Annotated in this window: 14 protein-coding genes; 9 read left to right on the forward strand and 5 right to left on the reverse strand. The window is 58.2% G+C overall.

The annotated features are described in order from the left end of the window. Nucleotides 1–63 precede the first annotated feature (63 nt). Complete coding sequence (locus tag LAC81_RS35475) at nt 64–1,128, forward strand: polysaccharide pyruvyl transferase family protein (protein WP_223730879.1); 1,065 nt, start codon at nt 64–66, stop codon at nt 1,126–1,128. Next, a complete protein-coding gene (locus LAC81_RS35480; protein ID WP_223730880.1) occupies nt 1,115–2,521 on the forward strand; it encodes a Coenzyme F420 hydrogenase/dehydrogenase, beta subunit C-terminal domain in 1,407 nt (468 codons plus the stop codon). Before LAC81_RS35475 ends, LAC81_RS35480 begins: the two co-directional genes overlap by 14 nt. Here LAC81_RS35480 and LAC81_RS35485 read toward each other — a convergent pair. The 3 genes from LAC81_RS35485 to LAC81_RS35495 are packed head-to-tail and all read right to left on the reverse strand — an operon-like array spanning nt 2,449 to nt 5,141. After that, nucleotides 2,449–3,396 (reverse strand): beta-xylosidase, encoded by a 948-nt coding sequence (locus LAC81_RS35485; protein WP_223730881.1) that lies wholly within the window; start codon nt 3,394–3,396, stop codon nt 2,449–2,451. The genes LAC81_RS35480 and LAC81_RS35485 overlap by 73 nt on opposite strands. Before the next feature lie 48 nt (nt 3,397–3,444). Next, nucleotides 3,445–4,041 (reverse strand): histidine phosphatase family protein, encoded by a 597-nt coding sequence (locus LAC81_RS35490; protein ID WP_223730882.1) that lies wholly within the window; start codon nt 4,039–4,041, stop codon nt 3,445–3,447. Then, nucleotides 4,038–5,141: an inositol-3-phosphate synthase gene (locus LAC81_RS35495; RefSeq protein ID WP_223730883.1), complete on the reverse strand. Its 1,104-nt coding sequence runs from the start codon at nt 5,139–5,141 to the stop codon at nt 4,038–4,040. The genes LAC81_RS35490 and LAC81_RS35495 overlap by 4 nt, the downstream gene beginning before the upstream one ends. Before the next feature lie 122 nt (nt 5,142–5,263). Here LAC81_RS35495 and LAC81_RS35500 point away from each other — a divergent pair, with 122 nt between their 5' ends. After that, nucleotides 5,264–7,000, forward strand: a complete 1,737-nt coding sequence (locus LAC81_RS35500; RefSeq protein WP_223730884.1) for a hypothetical protein — start codon at nt 5,264–5,266, stop codon at nt 6,998–7,000. Between the two features lie 29 nt (nt 7,001–7,029). On the opposite strand, the gene LAC81_RS35505 is transcribed toward LAC81_RS35500, so the two are convergent. Continuing rightward, on the reverse strand, nt 7,030–8,049 hold the full coding sequence (locus tag LAC81_RS35505; protein WP_223730885.1) for a Gfo/Idh/MocA family protein: 1,020 nt from the start codon (nt 8,047–8,049) through the stop codon (nt 7,030–7,032). Continuing rightward, nucleotides 8,042–9,025, reverse strand: coding sequence for an MDR/zinc-dependent alcohol dehydrogenase-like family protein (locus LAC81_RS35510; RefSeq protein WP_223730886.1), 984 nt, complete (start codon nt 9,023–9,025; stop codon nt 8,042–8,044). The genes LAC81_RS35505 and LAC81_RS35510 overlap by 8 nt, the downstream gene beginning before the upstream one ends. 282 nt (nt 9,026–9,307) lie before the next feature. Between LAC81_RS35510 and LAC81_RS35515 the strand changes: the two genes are divergently transcribed. From LAC81_RS35515 to LAC81_RS35540, 6 genes are all read left to right on the forward strand, one after another. Continuing rightward, nucleotides 9,308–10,414 (forward strand): NAD-dependent epimerase/dehydratase family protein, encoded by a 1,107-nt coding sequence (locus LAC81_RS35515; protein ID WP_223730887.1) that lies wholly within the window; start codon nt 9,308–9,310, stop codon nt 10,412–10,414. Continuing rightward, nucleotides 10,411–11,538: an NAD-dependent epimerase/dehydratase family protein gene (locus tag LAC81_RS35520; protein WP_223730888.1), complete on the forward strand. Its 1,128-nt coding sequence runs from the start codon at nt 10,411–10,413 to the stop codon at nt 11,536–11,538. Before LAC81_RS35515 ends, LAC81_RS35520 begins: the two co-directional genes overlap by 4 nt. Nucleotides 11,539–11,612: 74 nt before the next feature. After that, nucleotides 11,613–12,692, forward strand: a complete 1,080-nt coding sequence (locus LAC81_RS35525) for a glycosyltransferase family 4 protein (RefSeq protein ID WP_419195929.1) — start codon at nt 11,613–11,615, stop codon at nt 12,690–12,692. Continuing rightward, nucleotides 12,689–13,819, forward strand: coding sequence for a CgeB family protein (locus LAC81_RS35530; RefSeq protein WP_223730890.1), 1,131 nt, complete (start codon nt 12,689–12,691; stop codon nt 13,817–13,819). The genes LAC81_RS35525 and LAC81_RS35530 overlap by 4 nt, the downstream gene beginning before the upstream one ends. Continuing rightward, complete coding sequence (locus LAC81_RS35535; protein WP_223730891.1) at nt 13,816–14,904, forward strand: CgeB family protein; 1,089 nt, start codon at nt 13,816–13,818, stop codon at nt 14,902–14,904. Before LAC81_RS35530 ends, LAC81_RS35535 begins: the two co-directional genes overlap by 4 nt. Beyond that, nucleotides 14,901–16,022: a CgeB family protein gene (locus tag LAC81_RS35540; RefSeq protein WP_223730892.1), complete on the forward strand. Its 1,122-nt coding sequence runs from the start codon at nt 14,901–14,903 to the stop codon at nt 16,020–16,022. Before LAC81_RS35535 ends, LAC81_RS35540 begins: the two co-directional genes overlap by 4 nt. Nucleotide 16,023: the final 1 nt, after the last annotated feature.

Genomic DNA, 16,023 nt, shown 5'->3' on the forward strand with positions numbered 1-16,023 from the left:
GGAGCCAGGTGAGTGGAACCTCTGCGCTGTTTACCAGTTCGAAGGAGCAGGAGGTGCTGGCCGTTGCCTAAGATGGGCGTTCTCACGTTTCACAGCTGCATCAACTATGGATCCTTCTGGCAAGCCTATTGCCTTGTGCATGGCCTGAGATTGTTTGGTGCCAATGCCTGGATCCTCGACCATCGTTGCGAGCGGGTCAGGCGCGCTGAACTGCGTTGCGCCTTGCAGCCGTATCGGCCGATCAAGTCACTGCCCTCCGATCTTCCTGCCTATGGCGCAAAAGTGCGGAAGTTTGCCCGTGCGCTGGATTGTCTTCCTTTGACCACTCCGTTCTTGCTTGACGAACCGCAGGATCTTGAGGCCTTCGACACGATCATCGTTGGTAGCGACGAAGTGTGGAACCTCCGTCATCCCTGGTATGGTGGATGCCCGATCTTCTATGGCGACGGCCTTGCCGCGCGCAGGATCACTTCCTATGCGGCAACTTTTGGCAGCCACCCATCCGACTGCGGAATCGGCTCCAGATGGGCGCTGCGCCTGAAAAAATTTGATGCGATCTCCGTGAGAGACGAGAATTCCAGATCGATTCTGGAGCGATATGTTGGGCGGGAAGCCGCGATCGTCCTTGATCCTTGCCTGCTGTTTCCCGAAGTTATAGCGCGTATCGACGGTGCACGAGCCGCCATGCGCTATGCGGTCGTTTATGGCCATTCGTTTCCGCGCTGGTTCCAGTGCGGAGTTCGAGATTGGGCGAACGCGCGGGCCTACAAGCTTGTCAGCGTCGGCTATCGAAACGACTGGGCCGATGAGCATTGGCTAGATGCGGACCCCTTCGAGTTTGCCAACTGCATGGCATATGCGAGCGCCGTCGCAACCAATTTCTTCCATGGATGCGTCTTCGCCCTTCTCAACGCGAGACCGTTTGCCTGTGTTCTATCTGATTATCGTCATAATAAGATTCGTGACTTAACGACGCTACTGGGCGTGGAGGAACGCATCGTCTCCTCGCGCACGTTACCGACTCAGTACGAGGCCATTCTGGACCTACCTCTGGGACAGGCGGTTTCCGATCGCCTTCGCGAGCTGCGCCAGCAATCTTGGAAGTATCTCGGCAATGTCGTCCAGTGAGCCTCATCGAGTTGACCCTGAACGCCTGGCGCTCACGCCGGAATGCATCGTGCGCTCGGGCCTTTGCATCGGATGTGGATGCTGCGCTGCGCGATCAATGGGCGGCACGATGCGCTACGACAGGCTCGGACAAATAAAGCCCTTGGCGGCGGGTTACGTTCCCGGGTTCGGAGAGCTTTGCTCGTTTTCTCCTCACGCTTCAAACGAAGACGACATTGCGTCCTCACTGTTTCAGGCACCAAGATTTATCAATCCGTTGATCGGTAGATTTGAAGCGGCCTTCGTCGGCCATGTGCGTGAAGGCCGCTTCCGCGCGCATGGTAGTTCCGGGGGAATGGCGAGCTGGGCAGCCGCGGAGCTTTTGAAACGGGGCATGGTGGACGGCGTTGCGCATGTGGTCCCTCGCTTAACCCCTGGTGTTCCGCTCTTTGAATATGCCGTCTCGCGTTCGGCTCTCGAAGTCTGCAGCGGTGCCAAGTCGCGCTACTATCCCGTAGAGCTGTCACGCATCATCCGTGAGATCAGACAACGGCCGGGGCGCTATGCGGTTACTGGCATCCCGTGCTTCATCAAGGCTCTTCATTTGCTGGCCAAACAAGATCCGCTGATTAAGGAGCGGCTGACATTCACGCTCGGTCTCTTTTGTGGACACATGAAAAGCGCGCGGTTTGCCGAAAGCCTCGTTTGGCAGATGGGCGAACAAATGGAAGGGGTGGCGGCCCTCGACTTCCGGCTCAAGGACACCGCCCGACCTGCCAACTGGTATGCCGCGCATCTGCGTTTGAGAAATGGAGGAGTGAAACGTCTCGACTGGTGGCATCTCGCCGATGGCGACTGGGGCGCGGGCTTTTTCCAGAACTCAGCCTGCAACTTTTGCGATGACGTCGTTGCCGAAACTGCCGATATTTCTTTCGGCGATGCCTGGGTTGAACCATATTCATCCGACGGCAACGGTACAAGTGTTGTGATTGTGCGCAATCCTCAAATCGAGGAGCTTGTTCGCGCGGCGATTGCCGAAGGACGTTTAGAGTTGCGAGAGGTCGACGCAGAATTCGTCATACGGACGCAGGCGGCGGGTTTTCGGCAGCGCCGCGAGGGGCTCGCTTTTCGCTTGAGTTGGCCGCGTCGCGGCGTCATCCCGAAGAAGCGGGTCATGCCGAAACGGGGTGGACTAGAAACCCGCAGGATGGTGATCTATTGGCTGCGCAGTTCAATCAGCGAAGGCAGTCATCGTGTATTCTGGCTTGCGCGAAGCCTCAACGCTCCGAGGATCTATCTCTGCTGGGCCTCTTCGATGCTCGCCCTTTATCAGGGAGTTGCCTATTCGCGGGGCTGGTTGGGCGCCATTGTCGATCGACTGTTTCCGCCAAAGGGGGGTGAAGGCGGCGCGTAGCGCGTCGTCATGTCGGCGCAAAACTGTGCGAACTCCTCTGGCACGAGGGGTGGGCTTGTGTGATGCGGGGCGAGCCCTCTATGTTCGGGCGTGAAACAGTAAGTGATTGTTACTTCAAACTCTTCGAGAGCGCTCATCTGGCGATCGAACCAGTCGAGCGCGTTGGGGCGGAAGCTATCGGCCCAGGACAGCCCGGTACGCAGATAGGTCACCCCAAGTCGTTTCATCCAAGAAACGGCGTCCTCCAATCTTTCATCTTCGAAATTAAACCATTGAACAAGGCCCATATCAGGTGTGTTCCTCGCGAATTCTTCGAGTGCCAGCTTGGGCGAGCCATCCTCTCGAAGTAGCCCCATATAGAAGTGGCGATAGTAGGAAGACCCTTCGGCCTCCCTATGTCGCGTTGTGGCCTGCCAGGCGCGTGGCAAATCATAAAGACTGTACCATTGCAGGCGCTCGACCTTTCCTTTCAGTAGCTCGGCCGTCTTGCGCAACCCCCAAAGTTGAACTTCTTCGGCGCCAAACGTCGACACGCCTACTTCGCTCACCCAAAGGGGAAGATCTGTCACGACACGTAGCTCTTCGAGCTTTTGCGGCCATTCCTGGATCTGCCACAAGTTCCAATCGAGTGGGAACCCGTGAGCGGCCACGGCATCGACGTGATCCAGCACCCCGTATGACTTCATCAGCGACAGGAAATGCGGATCGATGGGCGATATGCCGCCGAGAACTCTTTTCAGTTGCGGGTTCACATCGCCGATCGCCCGGCATGCCAGCTTAGCCATTTGAGCAAACCGGCTCCAATCCGGATCAACCTCCGGATCCCAATGGGACTTGTTGTTCGGTTCGTTCCATATCATCGCAGCTTCGATCATCGACAACCTCCGGGCTTGACGGAAGAACGGTTCGGGCGATGCCTCGGCCTACACACGTTCGTTCAGGTTCAAGATCTTTGCACCCCATTCACCCACAACGATCGTCGAGACAGACGCGGGCGCAATTTCGAAGCTCTCCGAGGCATTCGTCGAAATTCCCAGGACATGGCACACCGCCGCCTTGATGACTTCGGCATGGCTCACAAGCAATATCGTGTCGCCCCTCCTTTTTTCTTCGAGCGTCTCGATGAGCTCCATCACCCGCTTCTCGACGTCAAGCATGGTTTCTCCACCGGCCGTTCGAGCAAAGCTGCGAACAGCGTTCCACCTGCGCCAAAGCGGATCACTGTCGAGGGTCCTGAAGCTTTCGCCGGCCCATCGGCCGAAATCCACCTCATCCAGAGCTTCCTCGATCTCCATTCGAAACAATCCGCGCGCTGCGCCAATCGCTCTTGCGGTCTCCTGGGCGCGCTTGCGCGGGCTCGTGTGAATGGCGTCGACCTTATCTGTCGTGAGCCGCTCGGCCAAACGCACCGCCTGTTGACGACCGTCGCTGCCGAGGGAAACATCCATCGTTCTACCCGCCAGGTAGCTTCCCAGATTGTCATGTGCGGCATGGCGCACGAGCAGGAACGTCGTTGTCACTTGCTCGCTCCTTGGAGCGCGTCTTCATCGCCGGCTATGAAGTCCTCAAGGAGGCGGCGCGCTTCGGCATCCGTAAACTGGCGAGGGGGAGACTTCATGAAGTAGCTGGAAGGCGCGATCAAGGGACCACCAAGTCTTCGGTCAAGTCCGAGCTTGGCGCAGCGCACCGCGTCGATGACGACTCCGGCCGAATTAGGAGAATCCCACACCTCCAGTTTGAGTTCGAGGTTGAGGGGAACATTGCCGAAGGTCGTTCCCTCCGCCCGAATATATGCAAACTTCCGGTCGGCGAGCCACGCAACATGGTCGCTTGGGCCGACGTGAATGTTCTCGGATGCGAGTGGTGCGCTTAATTGGCTGAGGACCGATTGCGTTTTGGATATCTTCTTTGATTCCAGTCGCTCTCGCTCAAGCATGTTGAGAAAGTCGGTATTTCCTCCGAAATTGAGCTGGTAGGTGCGGTCCATTCGCACCCCGCGATCTTGGAAGAGGTTCGCCAGGAGCCGATGAATGATCGTCGCTCCGACCTGGCTCTTGATGTCATCTCCGATCAGGGGGAGCCCAAGTTCTGCGAACCTGCGCTGCCAACATCTGTCAGATGCGATGAAGACGGGGATGCAGTTGACGAAGCCACAGCCGGCGGCGAGCGCCTGCTCGGCGTACCAGCGCGTCGCAACCTCGGAGCCAACGGGAAGGTAGGAAACCACGATATCGGTTTCTGTTTGCTTGAGCACCTTGGCGACGTCTACGGGTGCCTCTGTGGACTCTCTGATCGCGTCACGCAAGTATCGACCGATCCCGTCATGCGTCTGGCCACGCTGAACGACAACGCCGGCCGCGGGGACGTCGGCGAAACGGATCGTATTGTTCGGGAGGGCGTAAACCGCGTCCGCCAGGTCTAATCCAACCTTGGCGGCAGCCACATCGAAACAGGCTGAGACCTTAATATCGCGGATATGATACCCCCCGAGAGTGGCATGCATCAGTCCCGGGACCGGCTCATCGTCTGGTGCCTCCTTGTAGAAGGTTAATCCCTGGACGAAAGATGAGGCGCAATTGCCGATACCGACCAGCGCAACTCTGATGGATTTCGTTGGCATCGATGATCGTCTCCACAGCTACAATCCTCGTCCAACCAACGCCTACGACATAGGTTCCTCCAACGCATTTAAGCTGGATCAATCCGCGTTCAGGAGAGTTGGATCGACAGGCGGAGACCGGGATGATGTGGATCTACGGCGAAAAGAGGAAGTCAGTATGCGTGGACGCGATGTGCGTGGAACTGACCGCCCGGTTGCGGGCGATAGACCGGCAGGCACCCGGGCTGGAGCGCCACTGCGCACTTGTTGCCCTCTTGCTGAGCGCGGCTGAACTGGTTGAGGGGGTGGTTGACAAGGATCAGGCCATGTCGGGCTGTGATCGCCCTTCTGTTGAGCGCGACGTTGGCGAGCTTCTGCTTCGTGATCTCGCCACGCTTGTTGTTCGCTCGTGGCGGAGCGCGATGGTGGCGCCCATTATTGTTCCAGACCGTATCCCGAATTTGCTTGCCAGACTTCGGGCGCCGAAGATCGTCGAGACCAAGGAAGCAGAAGGCTACGCTTTCTATGCTGTCTATCCCGAGAGTTATGCGGAGGCTGCAGTTGCGTCCGGCCTGTCGTCGAGTACCCTGGTAATCGGGATCCGAAGCATAGGCGCAAGTCTATCGGCCATGTGCGCATCAGCCCTTGGAGCGCAGGCGCCTACAACGCTTCGTCCACTGGGACACCCATTCGACAGGCGAGTGGCAATGGCGTCAGAGCTATCAAAAAAATTGTTGAATTATGCGCAAGGCGATGTGGCGATCGTCGATGAGGGGCCAGGCCTTTCCGGCAGTTCGTTCTGCTGCGTGGCTGAATGGCTGGAAGATCATGGATTTGAAAGTGAGCGGATCCATTTCTTCCCAAGCCATAAGGGGGGACCCGGCTCGAAGGCCGGTGAGCGACGTCAAACGCGTTGGAGCAAAACCACAAGCCATGTTCGCGATCTCGACGATCTTCTTCTCGGTTCATCGTGCCGGCTCGCCCAATGGCTTAGCCAATTGGTAGGCCCGCTGATAGAGCCTTTGGAGGACATTTCTGCCGGTAAATGGCGTTGGAAGCTCGGTTGCGATGCGGGTGAATGGCCACCGACCGACCCCAGGTTTGAGCGTAGAAAATTCCTGGCTCATACCGAGGACGCCACATGGCTTGTCAAGTTCGCAGGACTTGGAGAGACGGGGAGCCGAAAACTGGTCCGGGCTCGGCTTCTGGCCGATAAGGGTTTCATACAGCCGGTTATGGGGCTTTGCCACGGTTTCCTCGTTCAACGCTGGTGCGTTGGTCGACCTTTGCAGCTGGAGGAGATTCATTGCGACATGTTCATCGAGCACCTTGGGAATTACCTCTCTTTTCGCACGCTCTATCTTCCGAAGAGCCGTTTTCGCGGTGCGCCTCTTTCGACGCTCTGCGAGATGGCCGTGGCCAATGTGCACGAAACAATGGGATCACGCGCCGCATGGCATCTAACAACGAAAATCAACATGGCGAAGATAGAGGCTGTGCGGCCCGTCGACATCGATGGAAGGCTGCATCGCTGGGAATGGTCCTTGCACGCGGGTCAAAACTACCTGAAGGCCGATGCGCTTGATCATAGCACCGGACACGATCTGATAGGCTTTCAGGACGTAGCCTGGGACCTTGCTGGTGCCTGTGTCGAGTTTGATCTTTCCCGATCGGAAACGGACGCTTTACGATCGATCGTTTCGAAAAACTGTGGAAGAGACGTGAACACCAAGCTCCAGACATGTCTTGAACCGTGCTACTCAGCGTTCCAGTTGGGACTGTGGGTATCGGCTCGATCCGGCGCGGCAGACGCCGACGTTCCGCAATTGGAAGAGACCGCATCGCGCTACCGCAGGCACCTCGAACGCTACCTGACTTGATGAGCTTTCCTCAATAACTGTCGTTTGAGCTAGCACTCGTAAATACGGTCCAGAACCTCAGCGACCCTGATCAAATTCCGGTTGCCCGCACTATAGCGATTTGCGGACGCAAGTTCCATCGCCCATGCAGCAGCGGCTCTCCCCGGCCATGAATCAGGGGGGGACGTAAGCTGCTCGCGAGCCGTTCCCTTGTTGTGATCGCTCGTAAAATCGAGAAAAGACCCATTGACGTTGCGGAAGCAAGCTCCTGCATGCGTGCCGTGGAACTCTCCGGCGATGATAGAATCGCATCCCGCATTGAGATGCCATGAGCAGGCAATACGCGCGACGAGACCGCTTGAAAGTTCGAGCGTGGCGATTGCGTAATCCTCAACCTCCTCGGCTCCCCGCTTCAGGCGCGCACCCTTCGAAAACAAGGCACTTTCGACTCGAACCACGTCTGGCCACCCAAGGAGCCATAGAAGAAGATCGACCAGATGGACCCCAAGATCGATGACGCACCCCCCTCCAGCGAGCGCCCGATCGAAGAACCAGGGCTTTCCCGGGCCATAGGCATTGTGGAAGACGAGATCAACCGCGTACAGCGAGCCTAAGTCGCCCGAATTGATCAGCGCATGGATGCGCCGCATGGCGGACATGTGCCGATAAGACAAGTCCACACCCAACAGCCGGTCGCTGCGCCGAGCAGCGTCGACCACCGCCGACGTCTCCGCACAATTGCGGCCAAGAGGCTTTTGACAAAATACCGCCGCTCCACGCTCCAATGCGGCAATCGCCTGCGCTGCATGGAAGGCGCTCGGAGTTGCAATCACGATACCCTCAACGTCCTGATCAAGCATTGCCTCGAGGGACGAGGAAACGGTTGCGTTCGGGGCCAATTCGAGTGCCGCGGCGACCCTTTCAGGCGCAGGGTCGGCGATTGCGATCGCTTCGATCCTCCCGGTTGAGAGAATTGCTCTCATGCGATCAAGACCGATCCAGCCAACACCCAGGAAGCCCAGGCGCGGCCGAACAATGCCGGGCGATGAGCCTGAAGCGACGCTAACCATCGCACCGGACCAGCGCTTTGACGAACCCTTCCGGGCGGTCACGGGTCACATTGAGTGCCGCTGCCAACTCGCGCAGCGGGAACTCGTGAGTGTAAAGGGATGACGGTGCAAACCGCTTCGCAGCCACGGCATCGATCGCGTTGCGAATGCCCACCATGTATATGCCAGGATCTCGTTCATGAGCGTTGATCACATCAAGACCCCTCCAGTTCCAGAGCTGCAGATTAACATGGCGCGGACCGTCCTGATGGTAGCCGGCAATGACGAGTCTGCCACGCTCTTTCGTCAGCTCCGCCGCAAGATCGAGTGGCCATTGTTTGCCCACCGCTTCGAGGACACAATCGCACAGGCGCCCCGATGTCAGCCGCTTGACTTGTTCGATGATCTGCCAATGGTCACTCATGGCAATGACGTCGCTGGCCCCAGCGAGCTTGGCTGAGGAGAGTGACGACTGCCGCCGCGATATCGCGATGACACGCGCTCCGGCTGCGGTCGCAAGCTCGGTCAGTACGATCCCGAGGAATCCTAGGCCGACAATCGCCACCGTTTCACCGTCCTTGATTGCGCAGCGATGCAGGATGTTGAAGGCACATCCAAGGGGCTCGCCCGGAAAGGGCTGGCCGTCGAGAGCATTCGGCAACTGCGCGACCGCGTACTGATCCGCCACATCGTGTGTGGCATAGGCATGATAGCTGAGTGCCGCGACGCGGTCGCCTACCGCTACCGTCGTTACATCATCCGCCACCGCGTCCACTATGCCCCACCCCTCGTGTCCAAGCGCTCCGGGAACTGTCGGGAACTCCATCCAAGTCGGACCTTCCCACGGCACGAGGTTTGACGCGCAAACGCCGCAGCCTTCCAGCCGGATACGTACCTGTCCGCGTTGCGGTTGAGGCAACGGAAGGGTCTCAATGCGCACTTGCCCAGGTGCGGTCACAACCGCGGCATGCATTACTTCGCTTGTCTGCAGGCTCATATTGCCCCTCCCGCTTCTTGGGGAACTCGTTCGATCGTTCGGAGGCGATTGGAAAAGGGCTGGCATCCGTCTAGATCGCGCACTTAACCGGAGGCGCCCGACTTTGTTCCTCGTCAGCGACGAAGGAACACATGGACGAAGTCGAGGTTTGTAGCTCGTGGTCATGCAATGGCCGCGCAGCACGAGAGAGAGCAGAAACAGGAAAAGCAGCACCAAGGAAACAACCCTGAAGAGGTGTTGGAGCTTTGTCGCTCTTGCTGATCAACAATCCTGAGGTGCGTTATGGTCAAGATACTTGTCACTGGAGGTTGCGGCTTCATCGGCTCGCATGTGGTTAAGGAGCTTCTCTCGAGAAATTACGAAGTGCGCGTTTTGGATGCGCTCAACGAGCAGGTTCACGGCGACACGGTCTTGCGGATTTCCGAAGGGACGGAACTCAGGAAGGCCGATATCCGGGACGTTCCGGCGATCAAGGAAGCCTTGGCCGACATTGACAGTGTCATCCACCTCGCCGCAGAGGTTGGTGTCGGCCAGTCCATGTACGAAATAGCGCGCTACGTTGGCGTCAATGACTTCGGCACGGCTGTGCTGTTGCAGGCAATGATTGACACTCCAGTGCGCAGGATCGTCGTCGCCTCCTCGATGAGTGTCTATGGCGAGGGACTCTATGAAACTGAGACCGGCGCGCGGGTTGGAGATGCCCGTCGTAATGCAGTTGATATTCGTGCAGGCAGATGGGACCCTCTTGCGGCAAATCGCTCACCCTTGCGACCTGTCGCGACCGACGAAGGCAAGCCGGTCGATCTCGCTTCGATTTATGCTTTGACGAAGTACGCGCAAGAACGACAGGTGCTCCTTTTTGGTCAAGCCTATGGCGTAGAGGCTGTCGCATTACGCCTTTTCAACGTCTATGGAGCAGGCCAGGCCCTCTCCAATCCGTACACCGGCGTTCTTGCCAACTTCGCCTCACGCCTTGCCAACGGGCAGGCCCCGATCATTTTTGAGGACGGTCGTCAACAAAGGGATTTCGTCCATGTCAGAGACGTGGCGCGGGCGTTCCGATTGGCGTTGGAGCGTCCGCAGGCTTCGGGCTGCGTGATCAACGTGGGCAGCGGGCAAGCGTTTGGCATCGCCGAGATTGCTTCGATGCTCGCCCTTGCTATGGGGGTACCCGGGATCGAACCGCAAATTCTGTACAAGGCCAGATCAGGCGATATACGCAATTGTTTCGCCGATATTACCCGGGCGCGCGCTCTTATCGGATTCGAGCCCTCGCATCGGCTGGAGACCAGCCTGGCAGAATTCGCGTCCTGGGTGCGCAGCGTCGGTGCGATCGACCGCAGCGCTGAAATGAAGCGAAACCTGGAAGAACGAGGGCTGGTGATATGAGCACAGGATCTCGCGATAACCATCCCCATCTTACAACACCAAGCCTGGCAAATGCCAATGCCGGAGCGATCGTGATCGTGGGAGGTAGTGGCTTTCTGGGCTCCAACCTTGCCCACAGCTTCCTGCGTGAGGGAGAGGAGGTGGTTGTGATCGATAATCTCAGCCGAAAAGGCGTTGAGCATAATCTTGCATGGCTCAGATCTCATCATGGCGAAGCCGTGCAGCCCCTTATTGCCGACATACGCGATTTCGACGCGATTCAGCCGGCCTTAAGGGAAGCAAAGGCGGTTTTTCATTTCGCAGCCCAGACGGCTGTCACGACCAGCTTGGAGCACCCCCTCGAAGATTTCGAAACCAATGCTCGCGGTACACTCAATGTCCTGGAAGCGGTACGAGGCGCGGGTCGTTGTGCACCCGTCATCTTTGCCAGTACCAACAAGGTTTACGGTGTGTTGCGCGACATCGGCCTGGAAGATGATTTCGGTGGCCGCCACATGCCCGTCGATCCGAAGCTGCGCGAGCGTGGTATCGACGAAACCCGACCGCTTGACCTGCACACGCCCTATGGTTGCTCGAAAGGCGTGGCGGATCAGTATGTGCTGGACTACGCTCGGTCCTTTGCCCTCAAAACGGCCGTGCTGAGGATGAGTTGTATCTACGGGCCGAGGCAGTGTGGAACAGAAGATCAGGGATGGGTAGCCCATTTCCTGAACTGCGCAATGGCAGGCAAGAAAATTTGCATCTATGGCGACGGAAAGCAGGTGCGCGATGTCCTGCATGTAGAGGACGCGATTGCTGCCTACAAGAAGTTGCTGGGCGACATCGATGTCCTCAGCGGCCGTGCATTCAATCTAGGTGGTGGTCCAGCCAACGCGGTAAGCATCGCGGAGATCATCGCCGAGATTGAAAGACTTCCCGGCTGCAAACTCACGACCACCAACGCTGACTGGCGTGCTGGAGATCAGTTGTACTTCGTCGCCGATACGACCGCCCTGGCCAAAGCAACGGGATGGACGCCGCAGATTGGGTGGCGGCAGGGCTTGCGCGATCTTCACGCCTGGCTCCTTCAGGAAGGGCCAGCCAAAGAAGAGCGTCACGTCCAGCCAAGGAGTATCTCTGCATGAGTGGCTTGGTGACGGTGGCAATGGAGACCGACGCACGTCGAAGGCTGCCTCAAAACTTGCCCAGCCGGGTCCTGATGACTGTCGATGCTGTCGGGGGCGTATGGCGGTACGCAATGGACTTGGCTTCCGCCGCGCAAAGTATGGGGATAGAGGTGATCTTTGCCGGGTTCGGCCCGCCGCCATCGGTGGAGCAAGCTGACGAAGCCAGGCGGATCGGGACGCTCGAATGGGTTCCCGCCCCCCTCGACTGGACTGCGACCGCCGAGCAGGAGCTTACTCTCGTACCATGGCTTCTTGAAAAGCTGGTGACGCAGCACTCCGTCGACCTGCTTCACGTAAATTTGCCTTCCCAAGCCGTCGGAATCCACGAGGATATACCAGTCGTGGCGGTCTCCCACTCCTGTGTGGCGACCTGGTTCCAATCTGTCCGTGGGACGCCACCTTCACCGGATTGGTTCTGGCACAAGCGGCTCAATAGTGAGGGGTTTAAACGAGCGAACGTGGTGCTTTCCCCGAGCGCCAGCCACGCGGCGTCACTGGTGCGTTGCTATGGCGCCATCGAGCGGATTGTCGTCGTGCATAACGCCACCCGGTGCTCATGCCGCAATCCGCAGAAGCAACATTTCGTTTTTGCCGCGGCCCGATGGTGGGATGACGGCAAAAATGGAGCCGTTCTCGACGCCGCTGCCGGGCGGATTGTTTGGCCCCTGATCATGGCAGGCGCTTGCACCGGTCCTGACGGGCAGGGGATAACGTTTGATCATGCAAATAGTCCAGGCGAGCTCAGCCACCCGGAGGTGACCAAGCTCATGTCTCGCGCGTCGATCGTGGTCTCCCCCTCGATTTACGAACCGTTCGGTCTGGTTGCTCTTGAGGCCGCGCGAGTGGGGGCGGCACTCGTTCTGGCCGACATCCCGTCCTATCGAGAACTTTGGGACGGAGTTGCTGTTTTTGCGAATCCGCATGATCCGGCAGCTTTTGCTGATGCCGTCAATGCGTTCATCGTAGACCCGTCCCGTACGATAGATTTTGCTCGCAGGGCACAGATCCGCTCCACAGATTTCACCATCGAAGCCCAGCGCGACGGCGTGTTGAACGCTTACCGCCAAGCTATGCGCCCCTTCGTGCAACCGCAACTGGTGGGTGAAAGATGAATTTCCTGTTCTACACGCACTCCCTCATCTCTGATTGGAATCACGGAAACGCCCACTTCCTGCGGGGCATCATGCGTGAATTGTTGCGATGCGGCCACGGTGCCTTTGCGCTCGAACCCAGCCATTCTTGGAGTCGGCGCAATTTGATCGCTGACCAGGGCATCGGGCCGATTGCCGCGTTCCGCGCAGCTTTTCCGGATCTGTCGGTAGACATCTACGAACCGGGTTTCGACCACGAAGCCGCGGTTGCCGCGGCAGACGTGGTAATCGTACACGAGTGGACAGAACCGGAGCTCATCTCACACCTCGGTCGGCTTCGGCACGGGTCCAGATCGTTCACTCTGGCTTTTCACGATACGCATCATCGTGCGGTCTCAACCGAGGGCGAGATCGCACGCCTTGATCTGTCAAACTTCGATTTTATCCTGGCTTTCGGCGAAGCTTTGCGCGAACGCTATTTAAGTGCGGGCTGGGGGAGCCACGTGTTCACGTGGCACGAGGCTGCCGACACCGCCCTTTTCCATCCCCTTGCGCACGTCGAGAAACAAGGAGATCTCGTCTGGGTCGGAAACTGGGGCGATGACGAGCGCAGTGCGGAAATCATATCCTTTCTCGTGGAGCCTGCGCGTGCGCTGAAACTGCGCACGAACGTACGTGGTGTCAGATACCCGCAAGAGGCTCTTGCGACGTTACGCCAGGCGGGCGTTTCCTACGGCGGATGGCTTGCTAATGCGGCGGTGCCCCAGGTCCTGGCCGAGCACCGCATGACAGTGCACATCCCCAGACGTCCCTACACGAAAGTGTTGCCGGGCATACCGACTATTCGAGTTTTTGAGGCTCTTGCCTGCGGCATTCCACTTGTATCTGCCCCTTGGAATGATGTCGAAGGCCTCTTTCGCCCAGGCAAGGATTTCGTGTTCGCGCACAACAGCGCACAGATGACCCGTCTCCTGAAACAGATCCTTTGTGAACCGGCCTTTGCTGAGGAGATGGCAAGCAACGGCCTTCAAACGATCCGCAGCCGTCATACGTGCGGGCATCGTGTCGGCGAGCTTCTCGAGGTCGTTGCCGGCTATCGCAATATATCACTCAACTCACAATTCACTCAGTCAGAGGTCACATCATGAAAGTGGCGTTCTATGGATCCAGCCTCCTTTCGGCCTATTGGAATGGGGCAGCGACCTACTACCGCGGACTGCTGCGAGCGCTCGCGCGACGCGGCTATGAGATCACGTTCTACGAACCCGACGTCTACGATCGGCAGAGGCATCGTGACATCGACCCACCTGACTGGTGCAAGGTCGTCGTTTATGAGGCAACGGTGGGCGCGGTTCAGCGGGTCGCGGGCGAAGCGGCCCTCGCCGACATTGTCGTCAAGGCCAGTGGCGTCGGATTTGAAGACCATCGACTGCTTCGCGAAGTGCTGAAGGCAGCGCGCCCTGAGGCCTTGGTGATCTTCTGGGACGTCGATGCGCCCGCCACATTGGCTGAAATGAGATCGTCTGACGAGCATCCGCTTCGGTGCGACCTTGAACGGCTCGATCTGGTGTTGACCTACGGTGGAGGCGAACCGGTCGTCAAAGCATATCGCGAGCTGGGCGCTGTGGAATGTGTTCCGATCTACAACGCTGTCGATCCCGAAACCCACCACCCCGTACCGCCTGAAGCACGATATTCCGCTCATCTGGCCTTCCTCGGGAACCGCTTGCCGGACCGTGAAGCCCGCATGGAAATGTTCTTCCTCTATCCGGCCTATCGCTCTTTGGATCGACGGTTCGTCTTGGGCGGAGCAGGTTGGCACGACAAGCCTCTGCCAGCCAACGTCATCTATCTCGACCACGTGCCAACGGCCGAACACAATGCTTTCAACGTCAGCGCCAATGCCGTTCTAAATATCTCGCGTGCCAGCATGGCCGAAACCGGGTTTTCCCCGGCAACACGCGTCTTCGAGGTGGCTGGGGCTGGCGGGTGTCTCATAACCGATGACTGGAAAGGAATAGAGTTGTTCCTCAAGCCAGGCCAGGAAGTTCTGGTCGCCAGAGACGGCCAGGACGTTCTGGAACTGACAAAGGATCTGACGCCCGCCCGCAGCCGCGAAATTGGCGAGCGCGCGCTCCAGCGCGTTTTGAGGGACCATACCTACGCGCAGCGTGCCTGTGAGCTCGACCGCCTTCTTCGCCAGTCAACTGACCGAGCTGAGGCAGTCGTATGACACAGACAGGGAAGATCATTGTTCTAGGCCTTTCGCTCTCGTCTTCATGGGGAAATGGTCATGCCACAACGTTTCGTGCCCTGCTGCGCGGCGTAAAGGACGCCGGCAGCTATCATGTCCAGTTTCTCGAAAGGGATGTTCCTTGGTATGGGCGTCAAAGAGATCTGCTGGTCCCGGATTTCTGTGATCTGGATTTCTATTCGAGCCTTGGCGAGTTGATGGATCGGTATTCCCACCAATTCATCGAGGCAGACGCGATCGTCATCGGTTCCTACGTGCCTGACGGGGTAAAAGTGATCGACGCCATCTGCGCGCTCCAACCCTGTCGGTTGTGTTTCTATGACATCGATACACCTGTGACCCTTGCGAAGCTTGACCGGGGAGATGAGGAATATATCGCCCGCCGACAGATCCCGTGTTTTGACGTCTACTTCTCCTTTACTGGCGGGCGGACGCTCGTACGCCTTTCGGACGAATTCGGCGCGAAGCGGCCTCAGGCGCTTTATTGTGCTGTCGATCTCGATCTTTACCGAAATACCAGCGAACGCCAGGAATGGGATCTTGGCTATCTTGGTACCTATAGCGGCGACAGGCAGCCGACGTTGCAAAAGCTCCTGATCGAGCCCGCGCGCAAATTGCCTGACCGGCGCTTCGTCATCGCTGGGCCGGGCTATCCAGATCCCGGCGCGTGGCCCTCTAATGTCGAGCACATCGAGCATTTGCCTCCCTCTGCGCACGCAAGTTTCTATAGCCGACAGAGGTTCACTTTAAACGTAACCCGCAGCGACATGGTGCAGGCGGGGTGGTCGCCAAGCGTCCGTCTCTTTGAGGCCGCCGCCTGTCGCACGCCCCTGATTACCGATTGGTGGGACGGAATTGACAGTCTTTTCCCCCCAAATGAAGCCATCGTGATCGCAAGAACCTGCAGCGATGTCATTACGACACTGACGAGCACCAACGAGACGGAGCGGCAGGCCATCTCAGATCTTGCATACCGTTGTGTCGAAAACGACCACAGCGGTCATGCACGGGCAAGAACGTTCATTGAGGCGATCGAAAGCATCGAGCCACGGGGCAGTCTCGCACCCAAGCATCTGGGGCAACACCTCCCGATCTGAC

It is taken from the genome of Ensifer adhaerens, from assembly GCF_020035535.1.
GTDB lineage: Bacteria > Pseudomonadota > Alphaproteobacteria > Rhizobiales > Rhizobiaceae > Ensifer.

What these genes read in the sequence shown, in the direction of transcription:
- LAC81_RS35540 (WP_223730892.1), top strand. Translation starts at nt 14,901, where the DNA reads ATGACACAGACAGGGAAGATCATTGTTCTAGGCCTTTCGCTCTCGTCT.
- LAC81_RS35515 (WP_223730887.1), top strand. Translation starts at nt 9,308, where the DNA reads ATGGTCAAGATACTTGTCACTGGAGGTTGCGGCTTCATCGGCTCGCAT.
- LAC81_RS35485 (WP_223730881.1), bottom strand. Translation starts at nt 3,396, where the DNA reads ATGATCGAAGCTGCGATGATATGGAACGAACCGAACAACAAGTCCCAT.
- LAC81_RS35530 (WP_223730890.1), top strand. Translation starts at nt 12,689, where the DNA reads ATGAATTTCCTGTTCTACACGCACTCCCTCATCTCTGATTGGAATCAC.
- LAC81_RS35535 (WP_223730891.1), top strand. Translation starts at nt 13,816, where the DNA reads ATGAAAGTGGCGTTCTATGGATCCAGCCTCCTTTCGGCCTATTGGAAT.
- LAC81_RS35505 (WP_223730885.1), bottom strand. Translation starts at nt 8,049, where the DNA reads ATGGTTAGCGTCGCTTCAGGCTCATCGCCCGGCATTGTTCGGCCGCGC.
- LAC81_RS35495 (WP_223730883.1), bottom strand. Translation starts at nt 5,141, where the DNA reads ATGCCAACGAAATCCATCAGAGTTGCGCTGGTCGGTATCGGCAATTGC.
- LAC81_RS35480 (WP_223730880.1), top strand. Translation starts at nt 1,115, where the DNA reads ATGTCGTCCAGTGAGCCTCATCGAGTTGACCCTGAACGCCTGGCGCTC.
- LAC81_RS35500 (WP_223730884.1), top strand. Translation starts at nt 5,264, where the DNA reads ATGATGTGGATCTACGGCGAAAAGAGGAAGTCAGTATGCGTGGACGCG.
- LAC81_RS35525 (WP_419195929.1), top strand. Translation starts at nt 11,613, where the DNA reads ATGACTGTCGATGCTGTCGGGGGCGTATGGCGGTACGCAATGGACTTG.
- LAC81_RS35510 (WP_223730886.1), bottom strand. Translation starts at nt 9,025, where the DNA reads ATGAGCCTGCAGACAAGCGAAGTAATGCATGCCGCGGTTGTGACCGCA.
- LAC81_RS35520 (WP_223730888.1), top strand. Translation starts at nt 10,411, where the DNA reads ATGAGCACAGGATCTCGCGATAACCATCCCCATCTTACAACACCAAGC.